The following is a 12,346-nucleotide window of genomic DNA, read 5'->3' as shown; positions in this document are numbered from 1 at the left end:
TGTTAAATACCGGGACTTTCAATTTCTTTCCCACCGCGAACCGACGGACAATTAAAACATGTCACCTTATTTGTTATAACACACACTTATTATTCAGAAGACAAATTTATTGTGCAGTAATAAACATCAATAAAAATATATAACAATAGTGGAGAACATCATGAAAGCGTTTTATTCCATTCGTCACATCGCTGATAACAGGTTCAGCAAACTGCTCTATGTTACTTTATTAATTCTTTTCACGTCTTTAAATATTTTTGCGGTAAGTGATATCGAAGTCACAGGTAATATATCGGAACTCGGTTCTGACTATCTTATCGTTCAGGGAAAGACCTTCTTCTTCGACCAGAACACTGAATTCAGGGGTCGAAATGGCTCAACGGTTACATTCTCGTATTTTCAGCTAAATGATCTTGTGCAGGTACAGGGGGATAACAGAAGTAACGGAACATATACGGCAACGCGTGTTAAATCCGAAGACAATCCGGGCGGCGAAAATGAAATTGAGATAACAGGTTATGTTACCTCAAAGGGAACGAACTCATTTATAATTGGCGGCAAAACATTTCTTGTTGATCAGAATACAGAATACAGGGGAAGACATGGCGCACCATTTTCTTTTGAACAAATTGAAGTCGGCTCACTGCTGGAAGTGAAAGCATTTGCTCAAACAAACGGTGACCTGCTTGCGGTTCGTGTTAAAACCGAAGACGAGCATCAGCATGGTAACGAAATAGAAATAACCGGAATTATAGATAACAAAACTGCGAACAGCATTCTGCTTGGTGCGAGGGAATTTTTTGTGAACAGCCAAACTGTTATACTAAATAATAACCGTCAGCCCATCACTTTCTCAGAGCTTAATGTTGGTGACAGAGTTGAAGTAAAAGCATTCAGACAGCCGGACAGCACTTACCTTGCTTCAAGAATAAAACTGGAAGATCATAATCAGAATGAAATTGAATTCACCGCACGCATTGAAACAATCTCCGGATCTGATGTCACTATCGGCGGAATTACATTCTCGACTGATTCAAATACAGTTTTCCTGGATCACAACAGAATGCCTGTAACTATTGCGGCTCTTACCGTTGGAATGTTTGCAGAAGTAAAGGGATTCAGAAAACCTGATCAGACTTATTATGCAAGCAGAATAAAGATCGAGGATTTTGTAAGGAATGAGATAGAACTTAAAGGAACAATATCAGAGATAAACCCGGCATCATTCATCGTTGGTGGTACAACATTCAGCGTTGACAGCACAACACAAGTATTTGATCATCTTAACAATCCGATATTGTACTCGTCTTTAGCAAACGGACAGTTAGTTGAAGTTAAAGGAATTAAAACCGGAACAACTACTGCCAGAGCGTTAAGAATAAAACTCGAAGGTAATGAAGACATAGAAATATTCGGACAGATCAAGGCGATTAACGCGAATAGTATTGCAGTAAATGGCTTCACAATATTTGTGAATGAAAAAACAGTGTATCTTAATCATGCAAACCAGCCCATCACTTTTGCTGATTTGAGTGTAAATCATTTTGTTGAAGTTAAGATGATGAAAAATCCGGATAACACATTGCGTGCACTAAGAATAAAAATCGAAGACCATACAAACTTTTCAAAACTGACCGGTACTGCAGGGACAATTTCCGGCTCGTCGGTTCAGCTTCCGTCCGGAACCTACACAATTACAAACAATACAGTTATTGTTGATAATAATTTCAACCACATAAATATAACAGAGTTAACTGATGGTCAACTGGTAAGAGTTTGGTCATTCATTGATGCATCGTCAAACAACACGGTGCTGCAGCTTCAGTCAATGGTAAATTCACCAACAGGGGTTGAAGAAGTTCCTGTTGTGATAGATGAATTCACGCTCGAGCAGAATTATCCTAACCCGTTCAATCCCTCAACAACGATTTCATTTACAATCAATAAAGATCAGCTTGTATCTTTAAAAGTGTACAATGCAATTGGAGAAGAAGTTAAAACTCTGGTCAGTTCTCAGCTTACTGCCGGAACATATAACATTAACTTTGATGCTTCAGGATTAAGTTCAGGATTATATCTGTACAGACTTGAAAGCGGCAGTCAGCTTCAGGTAAAAAAGATGCTGCTGCTTAAGTGATACAATCAATTAAGCAGAAGCCCCGATTAGTGGGGCTGCTGCTGAAATAATTTTAGCACAATAAAAAATAAATCAAAGGGGAAGGCGGTTCAAAGGAACCGCCTTTTTATTAGCAGCATCTAAAATTTGTCCCCTTTGTTTTATTAAGACAACTTAATAGACAGAAATCACTATAATATATTAGAGGAGAGAACAATGAAATTTTTATCTGCACTTTTAATCCTATCAATAATTTCATTCTCCAATATTCTTCCGCAGACCTATTCCTGGCGATATTATACAACGGGGAATACAGGTATTCAGGGAGACTATGTTGAGGGTATATGGATTGATCATGATGGTGATCCATATATCGCGGCATATAATCCAAACTGGGAAGAAGGCGGGTTTGCAAAATATATTCAGTCAGAAAACAGATGGATTAACTATTCAAACGTTGACTATCCGGTTATTGGAAATATTAATGATGTTGGATCATCACGCATAAGTGATATAGAAGAAGATGCAAATGGAATTCTGTGGATGGCAACCTGGCGGGGTTTATTAAAATTTAATCCTGCAATCGGTGGAAACTCATTGGAATTTTGGGGTGCAAACAACTCAATCCATCCTGGTGGTCGCACACGTGAAATTACAATAGCTCCGGACGGATCGTTATGGATGGCAGTTATATCAGTAAGCTGGGGAAATGGCGGACTTGTAAATTATAATCCTCTTACCAATGTATGGCGCTATTGGGGTTTCGGCAGCACCGCCAACAACTGGCCGGGTACAGTAGCATCCTGCGATAATGTTGCAATCCAGCAAATGCAAGGCGGAGGATATACTGTATGGATTTCTGCCGCAGGTAACGTAATCGCCTTTAATAGTAATACCCAACTGTTTACAACGCATACTTTTAATTATAATCCGGGCGAACTTGTCAAAACACCGGGTCATAACTGTGTTGATGAACAAAACAATTTGTGGATTGTCCGATTCAACTCCATCGCACCGTTTTACTTTCTCGAGTATAAGACAACAAGCGGACAATGGATTACTCCACCGCAGCCCCCTGTGCCATCAGTTCTTAACGACATTTGGGCATTCAAAGCTTATGGAAATGGCAGCGCCCTGTTGATGGATGGGAATAGCGAGCTCTGGCAATTTAATGGAACATCCTGGCAAAGCTTTGGTATCTGGCGACAGGGTGGATTTTCTTATGGAATTGATCTTGATGATAATGGAAACATCTGGGTAACTGGTATTGGAGGTGCTGCAAAAAGAAACGCACAAACCGGTAGCTGGCAGAGATACAGAATTACCAATTCTTCACAGATAGATTATTGGGTAGAAGATATTTCATTTGATGATTCGGGCAATGTTTGGATGACCGGAAATGCCGGACCGGGTGTTGGTGGATTTCAGAAATTTGATGGTACAAGATGGATTGGATACAATAACGAAAACTATGGCTTGGGTTATCCTTTTCCATTCCCAACCGATAACTCAGAAGTTATATACTACAGACAATCCACGGGTGACATTATCATTAATCCAATGTTTGGATATCTGTATTCCTGGAATGGCTCCACTTATAACTCATTAAATTATCCTAACGATCGATCGGAAGGAGTTGTTGAAGATTCACAAAACAGACTTTGGAGTCTTGGAGAATATTATAATCTGAAATACTTTAATGATATAAATAATTCCTGGACTTCTGTTCCATTTAGTGGTTGGGGTGCAAACATAAAAAAAGATCCCTCAAGACCCGGAACTATCTGGGCTTGTTCCGGAAATCAGGTTCTGCGTACAGACGGCACCAACCATTTTACTAGATTTAACACAGATTTTTCTGAGCTTAATCCACAAAGTGATCTGCTTACAACAGTTGCCGTTGCCCCAAATGGCATTGGGTGGGTTGGCAGCAACCAGGGGTTATTTAAGTTGAATGCAAACAATGGAACTTATCAATTTTATTCTCCTCAAAATTCTCAAATCCCAGGGGACAATATTTCTCCCTTATTAGTTACAGCCGATGGAAGATTATGGTTTGCGAACTTTGGTAGTACATCTACATCAACATATGGATTATGCTGGTTCGATGGAACAAATTTTGGGATTATTCCTCAACAACAAACCGGTGGTTTACCGCATGCGCAGATATACGATATTGAAGTAAAATATTTGCAGGAAGGGTATGAGCTTTGGATAAGTTGTGCAAGCAGAGGAGTTGCAGTTCTTACTGTAACGGGAACAGTTGTTCCTGTTGAACTAACAGAATTCACTGCCGAAGTTAACAGCAACTCAGTAACATTAAACTGGGGAACTTCTTCTGAAACGAATAATGCCGGGTTTGAAATCCATCGGTTAAAAGATTCAAAAAATGAAAGTTCAGGAAACTGGGAGGTAATTGCATTTGTTAAAGGGAATGGCACAACTACTGAAACCCATACTTATTCTTATTCAGACAAGAATTTGAACACAGGAAAATATACATATAGACTTAAACAAATAGATCTTGATGGATCTTTTGAATATTCAAATGAAATAGAATTTAGTATTGACGTTCCCGTGAATTTTGAATTGCTGCAGAACTATCCCAATCCATTTAATCCCTCAACAACAATAACGTACAACATTCCTCAAAATGCATTTATTATACTAAAAGTTTTTGATGTGCTGGGAAACTCAATTGCTACACTTGTCAATGAAGAACAACCAGCCGGAAGCTATGATGTAAAGTTTGATGCATCAGGATTAAGTTCGGGTTTATATTTTTATAAGCTTGAATACAATGATAATGTTCAGGTAAAAAAGATGCTGTTGCTTAAGTGATACAATCAATTAAGCAGAAGCCCCGATTAGTGGGGCTGCTGCTGAAATAATTTTAGCACAATAAAAAATAAATCAAAGGGGAAGGCGGTTCAAAGGAACCGCCTTTTTATTTTGTAGCACATAATATTTAAACTGAATAAAATTTATTATCCGTTCATCACATAACCACAATTTGATTGTCACTTATTTCAAAGTGATCATTACTACTTATTCAAACAATAAATCCTAAATATAATTTCGGGGTAAATCATGCTTAAAGAAAAATTTTTACAACATAACATTAACATCAAAAAGAACCAGCCTGGAAAAATCACAGACTTTCTTAATGTCTCACGTATATTTTTGTTGATCTTCGCAATTGTGGTATTCAACGGCTATTCTAATGCGCAGTGGGTTACACAAAGCCCTTCACCTACTCATCTTGATGTGAGAGGAATTGGAGCGCCAAATAGTAATCGTGTATTTATAGCAACCGATGATAATATGTTTGATGATGGCGGCTCTTTGTTTGAATCGAATGACGGAGGAAATACATGGGTACAACGCGATATTCCTGTAACCCTTGGTAATCCGCTTAACGGAATGTTTTTTTATAACTCACAGCTTGGCTGGGTATTCGGTAATGAAAACTACAGAACAACGAATGGCGGCACTACCTGGGACCAATTACCTTTTCTCGGTTCAACTTACTTTATGGAGTTTTACACACCATCATTCGGATTAACAACCGGGAACTTTGATAAGTTTATAAGCCGTGACAGCGGTTCAACATGGATTGAATCACCAAATGGTATTTATGAATTCAGTTTTACTAATTCACAAAATGGTCTCGGTGTTTCAGCAACAGGAATTTACCGCACAATAGATGGCGGTTTGAATTTCTCACCTGTTTATGCTGGTGATGCTGACGCAGTAAAATATCTGAGTGATCAGGTCGCAGTTGCAATAGTTAACGGCGTATTTGTTCGTTCAACAGATGGCGGCGCTACATGGAATCCAGGGACTTCATCAATTCAAAGGACATCGTTATATGCAGTTGATCCCAACAATATAATTGCATGGGGTCGTTCAGGTATTTTTCCAAACTATGATGATCGCATTTTACATTCTTCAGACGCAGGACTAACCTGGAATGACCTTGGTGAAATAATTCCAGAAGGAATTTTTAGTGTTACAAAATCCTCATCTCAAAATGTTATTGCGGCAGACAGAGCCGGAAACATGTTTCTTTCAGTCAATGGAGGAGCTTCATGGTCACAGACATTTACATCAAGAGGACAGATGCCATCGTATCTGAGCAGTGTTGTTCCGGTTTTTGCAGATCAGCAGGTAGGATATTTTGGATATGGAAGCGGGTTTGTTATCAAAACAACAGACGGCGGAGCTTCCTGGTTCCAGGTATCAAGTGGTACCGGTGATTCAATTAATGATGCAGATATTTTTCCGGATGGCAAAATGATAGCCGTGGGAGATAACGGAACATTATTAGTAAAGAACACTGCGTCTGCATGGATAGTTAAAGAAAGATTTACAACCGCACACTTGAATGCAGTGCAAGTGTTAAGCGCCAGTGATGTAATAATGGTTGATGTCTCTGGAAAGATTTATAAATCCTCTGACGGCGGAGAGAGCTGGGTTCCATCTTCATCAGCCCCTGCAGTTATGACAGAAGCACGGGATATTAGTTTCTCATCATTAACCGAAGGATGGGTTATTGGTCAAAGTTTTAATACCGGGGCTTTGTATCACACAACAGACGGCGGAAGTTCATGGGTTCCTGTAACAGATTTTCTCGGAAGTTATGTTTCTGTTGATGTTGTTGACAGCAGTATCTGGGCTGCCAATGTAGGCGGAAGATATTACAGAAGCACAGACGGTGGCATCAACTGGATTGAGAGTGATCTTCCTTATTCACCCGTACAAATTGCGGACATGGATTTCTGGGATGCAAGCACGGGCTATGCCGTTGGAGCGTTCGGACAAATTTTTAAAAGTAATGATGGCGGGGCAACATGGGATATGTTAGAAACACCATCTACCAATCATAGCTTTACAGATATTTTTCTTTTAGGTGAAAATGAATTCTGGATAAGCACAAATGCTGACGTTGCATATTACTCGGCAAATGGCGGACAGAACTGGGCTGTAATTAATATCAATTCAGATGGCTTTGGATATTTCAGTTCAGTCATTGCTAATCAAACCGGATCAGCATGGGTCTTAGGTTACCAGGGATATATAGAATACTTTGCAGGACCACCACCGCCTCCGGCTAATAATCCTCCGCATGCTTCGTTCAACTTTATAACATCAGGTCTTACGGCTCAGTTCACAGACACAAGCACTGATCCCGATGGAATTATTGTAAACTGGTCATGGGATTTTGGCGACGGAAATTTTTCTAATGAACAAAATCCTTCACATACATATACAACAGCAAACACTTACATAGTTCGTCTTACTGTTACCGATGATGACAGCGGAACAAGTACAGCAGGAAGATTAGTTGTCGTTCAGCCGGGACCGGGAGGAACATTCGGTGATTTTACAGAAGTAACTCCTCTTGATTCAATCTTCATCACATCTCAGGATGAAGACTTCTGGGTTATAACTACAGCACCCGCCGATTATGATAACGACGGTGATCTTGATGTTGCAGTTCTCGGCTACTATGTAGTATATAATCAAAGTGTTGAGGACAGGCTAATACTCGTTCGTAATGACGGACAGGTTAATCCCGGACAATGGGGATTTACATATAATAATGTTGATCTGAATGGTATGTCGGCAGGCTCATCGGACCTTTCCTGGGGCGATGCGGATGGAGACGGCGACCAGGATCTTTTGGTTGCATCAGACGGACAAACAGTTCTGTATATAAATGATCAGGGATCACTAAATCCAATACAAACAAATCTTCCAGCTTACTGGGAAGATAATGATCAGGCTGACTTTGATCTTCGCTCGGTAACCTGGGCTGATTATGACAATGATGGTGATGCAGATTTATTATTACCGTCCGTATTTAATGACAGCACGTTTGAATACTACACCGCGCTAATGCGTAACGATGGTTCCGATGGAAACGGCGGCTGGATATTTACTGAAACCGATTCAGTTTTTTCACCGACAATTCATGCACAAAGTTCGTGGGCTGATTTTGATAATGATCAGGATCTCGACCTGCTTCTCGTAAACATTGCACCTTTAACCGACGAAGGATTCATCAGAAGATATAGAAATGACGGCAACGGAAACTTTACAGCCGAAGATATTCTCGGAACTCTTTCCGTTGAACACGGCGAAGCGCAGTGGGGAGATTATGACGGCGATGGCGATCTTGACATACTTGTTGCGGGTAATGTCCGCGAATTGGACAGCACCTACACTCATATGGCATTGAGAATTTATAAGAATGAAAATGAAACGTATGTTCCCTTTGATGTGATAAGTTGTATTCCATGCGAAGGATGGTTTGATTTAACTGCTGCAACATGGGCTGATTATGATTCCGACGGTGATATTGATATACTTCTTGCCGGTACATATAACTCGGGTTCACAGATAGAAGGCAGAGCTAGAATATATACGAATAACAATGGTGTGTTTACTGATTCAGGAAATGAACTTCCTGCACCGCGTTCAAGCGGAGACAGAGGCGGAACATTTTCATGGCTTGATATAGATAATGATGGTGATCTTGATTACTTCATTGCCGGGCAATATTTTGTTCCGGGAGGTAACGGTTTGGTGGAAGCTCAAATGCATGTTTACCGCAATGATGTTGAAGGTCAGAACAGTGCACCAACCCAACCCGAAGGTCTTAATGCCGCAGTTCAGCAGGACAGTTCGATAGTATTCACATGGACAGCTTCAATGGATGATCACACACCTTCCAATGCGCTTACTTACTACCTGGAACTTTATCGTGATAATATTCCGGTTACAATTCCCAATAGTCTTCCTGAACCCGGGAACGTAAGCAATGGCACACAGTGGAAATTAAAAGATCTTGAACCCGGAAATTATAAGTGGATGCTTCGTGCAGTTGATGCGGCTTATATAAGCAGTACATCTGCGTTCGGTGAGTTTAGTGTTGGTATGCCTACCGGGCTTGATGAAACTGATGCGCCGGTTGATTATTCGCTGGATCAGAATTATCCTAACCCATTCAACCCGTCAACAGTGATAAAGTTTTCAATACCGTCTGACCAGGAAGTAACTTTAAAAATTTATAACGCACTCGGTCAGGAAGTAATTACGTTGTTAAATGAAAATAAAAAATCAGGCAGTTATGAAATAGTGTTCAATGCATATGATTTATCAAGCGGAGTTTATTTCTACAGGATACAGGCAAAAGATTTTGTTCAAACAAGAAAGATGCTGCTGATCAAATAAAATTAGTTGATGTGTAAATAAACCCCGGCAGTAAATGTCGGGGTTTTTTATTTACAGTGATTAACTACATCATTTTACCGGCAAGGAAATCGCCGATGTAATAAGGCCATACTACCAGCGCTAATAATCCTTTAAAGAATGTAAGTTTTAAGAACCCGATTGTAAAAAGCCATCCGATAAACCAAACCGGACCCATTATTCCTGCGACTTCTACTTTTCTACTCATAATTTTTCCTTTCAATTTTTGAAATCCTTTTTATTAATACTGATCGACACATTAAACTTAAGATAGGTAATCCGGCGAGTCGGGCAGTGGAAGTTTCCCGAAAATCTGGAGATGTTCCTTGATGCAGCGTATACCACAAAGAAGGCTGTCTTGTTTTAAAGACTTTGAGCTTTCGCTTTCTACGCTTAACTCCCCGGGATTATAACTATCAATCTGCAAATTATTTTTTCAGTCGATTAAATATTAAAGAATCACACAGGGATTTTCAATTGAGAATATGTAAAAGGAAATGAGATAGGCTGAATGGATTACACAGCGGATAATAAATTAAATGCCGCGGTTTTGTTCCGCAGCATTTAAAGGATTACAAAGTTTTATTTCCTTGTATCGTTCACGACTCTGTATATCTCATCGCCGTGTTCACCCACGTATTTACTAAAAAGCATATCGTCTTTATCAAGCTGTTCTTTGGAATAAGCTTTTTCCAAAAGCGATCCAAGGTCCTGATAAAAAGCAAACATTTCATCACGGCTGTTGAACTCCGCAACCATAACAAGATCCCTGCTGTCACCTCCCCAGAAATGTCTAAGGACATAAGAGCGCAGAACGCGTGAATCACTGTTAACAACAGTTGCCTGGCGTTTCATCATATCGGCAAACGCGGTTGCATCATCACCAGTCGGAAGAGATTTCATCTTCCACGTTTGTATATGCATAACGTGAAAGTTCTCTTCTGTCTGCGCAAAAGAACTTGTGGTGAAAAGAAAAAGTACAGTTAAAAAAAGAACAGATATAGAAACCCGACGCATAACACCTCCGGAATTTGTTTGTGTTGAGATTAGTGACGGAATGATAATAGTCCATTATTTGCCAAGTGGCAAATAATATTAATAAAAAGTTATTTGTGTGGGTTAACTATTCTTTAACACATCAATTGGATCAATGCTCAATACTTTGTGATTTACACTTGAAGAATTTCTTTCACTCAAACCTAACCTAATGGTATAGGAATTAAATCTATTAAGAAAAATCTGTCACTATTTTATGTTTTGTAAATACTAAATCTTCAAACAATTCAATCAGTAACTAATCTTTTGAGGGATTTATGAAAAAGTTCATTTATACAATTCTGTTTTTTGTTTTAATCTATTCCACTGGATATTCACAATTCTGGCAGTACCAAACCTCCGGTACAACACAAATATTAAATGACGTTTATATGATAAATGAACTAACCGGCTGGATTTGCGGGGATGCAGGAACTTTATTGAGAACTACAAATGCCGGACAAAACTGGACCCAGGTCGCGGCAACAGGAAACGATCTTAATTCTATTCTATTTAAAGATGCGAACATTGGTATAGCAGTTGGAGATAATGGAACAATAGTAAGGACCGTAAATGGAGGAACAACATGGAGCCCTGTTTCAAGCGGCACAACAGAACAATTCAGAAAAGTTTCATCCGGTGCCGGCAACATGGTTTTTGCCGCAGGTGATAACGGACTTGCCGCCGTATCAAATGATAATGGTGCATCATGGTCATTAGTTAATTCAGGAACAACAACAAGATTCAGGGGCGCGGCTGCTTCCGGGTCAAACAAGATTTGGGCGGTTGGTGATGACGGACTGATAAGATACTCTTCCAACTCCGGCGCAAACTGGACAACACAAACAGCATCTGTATCCAGTAATGATCTTCACGATATTCAATTTATTAATGACAACGTTGGATTTTCAGGCGGCAACAATTCAACATTTATTTACACAAGTGACGGCGGACAAAACTGGGTCACACGTAACTCAGGAATTTTCTTTGACGTTAACGGAATTTATTTTAAAGATGCCGATAACGGATGGGGAGTAAGTATTGCCGGAACAATTTTCTTTACAACAAATGGCGGACAGATCTGGACAAGCCAGCCATGCGGTTCATCTTCAACATTGAATGAAGCTTACTTCCTTCATCGCGGTAAAGGATGGACTGTTGGTGATAACGGGACAATAGTTAAATATGATAATCCAAATCTTCCCGTTGAACTTAATTCATTCACTGCTTCTGTAAACGGAAGTTCAGTAACATTAAAATGGAGTACGGCAAGTGAAATAAATAACCGGGGATTTGAGGTAGAGAGAAAAGTTAACAATTCAGGTTTTGTCAAAGTCGGATTTGTTGATGGAAGAGGAAATACGACGGAACAGACTAATTATAGTTTCGTTGATAAAAATCTTTCAGCAGGAAAATATTCTTACAGAATAAAACAGACAGACTTTGATGGTACCTTCGAATACTTTGAATTAAAATCAGAAGTAAGTGTTGAAGCTCCTCAATCATTTTCACTTGAGCAGAACTATCCGAATCCATTCAACCCATCAACTAAAATAAAGTATTCGATCCCGGCAAATGTGAATGGTCAAACATCAAATGTTGTATTGAAAGTCTATAATGTTCTTGGTAATGAAGTCGCAACACTTGTTAACGAAAACAAAACTGCCGGAGAATATGAGGTAACATTCGATGCAGGAAATCTATCAAGCGGAGTTTACCTGTATAAACTTGAATCCGGGAATATCGTTGAAACAAAAAAGATGTTGATGATTAAATGAGGAAATCGTTTAATCAGAAATCCCGCTTTACGGGGCTGATGATAAAATAAAACATTGTTTTATCAGCAGTCCCAGGCGGACTGATGGTTAAATAGAAAAAGCTGTTATCTTCACAAAAGAAAATTATTTCTAATAAAATCTGTCTCATTAAACTGGACAG

The 12,346-nt window shown here is 39.4% G+C and carries 6 protein-coding genes; 4 read left to right on the top strand and 2 right to left on the bottom strand.

Annotated features, from left to right (window positions below):
- Positions 1-160 precede the first annotated feature (160 nt).
- From IPM56_17350 to IPM56_17340, 3 genes are all read left to right on the top strand, one after another.
- On the top strand, positions 161-2,137 hold the full coding sequence (locus IPM56_17350) for a T9SS type A sorting domain-containing protein (GenBank protein QQS35981.1): 1,977 nt from the start codon (positions 161-163) through the stop codon (positions 2,135-2,137).
- A 195-nt stretch (positions 2,138-2,332) separates the two neighbouring features.
- On the top strand, positions 2,333-4,957 hold the full coding sequence (locus IPM56_17345; protein ID QQS35980.1) for a T9SS type A sorting domain-containing protein: 2,625 nt from the start codon (positions 2,333-2,335) through the stop codon (positions 4,955-4,957).
- Between the two features lie 249 nt (positions 4,958-5,206).
- Complete coding sequence (locus IPM56_17340) at positions 5,207-9,355, top strand: VCBS repeat-containing protein (GenBank protein QQS35979.1); 4,149 nt, start codon at positions 5,207-5,209, stop codon at positions 9,353-9,355.
- A gap of 64 nt (positions 9,356-9,419) precedes the next feature.
- Here IPM56_17340 and IPM56_17335 read toward each other — a convergent pair whose 3' ends face one another.
- Both IPM56_17335 and IPM56_17330 read right to left on the bottom strand, forming a co-directional pair.
- On the bottom strand, positions 9,420-9,581 hold the full coding sequence (locus IPM56_17335) for a hypothetical protein (protein QQS35978.1): 162 nt from the start codon (positions 9,579-9,581) through the stop codon (positions 9,420-9,422).
- Between the two features lie 374 nt (positions 9,582-9,955).
- On the bottom strand, positions 9,956-10,390 hold the full coding sequence (locus IPM56_17330; GenBank protein QQS35977.1) for a hypothetical protein: 435 nt from the start codon (positions 10,388-10,390) through the stop codon (positions 9,956-9,958).
- Between the two features lie 296 nt (positions 10,391-10,686).
- Here IPM56_17330 and IPM56_17325 point away from each other — a divergent pair, with 296 nt between their 5' ends.
- Entirely contained in the window at positions 10,687-12,186 is a 1,500-nt protein-coding gene (locus IPM56_17325) for a T9SS type A sorting domain-containing protein (protein QQS35976.1), read from the top strand.
- Positions 12,187-12,346 lie beyond the last annotated feature (160 nt).

The organism is Ignavibacteriales bacterium, assembly GCA_016700155.1.
In the GTDB taxonomy this organism is placed as follows: domain Bacteria; phylum Bacteroidota; class Ignavibacteria; order Ignavibacteriales; family Ignavibacteriaceae.
This window is presented reverse-complemented; position numbering and strand designations above follow the sequence as displayed.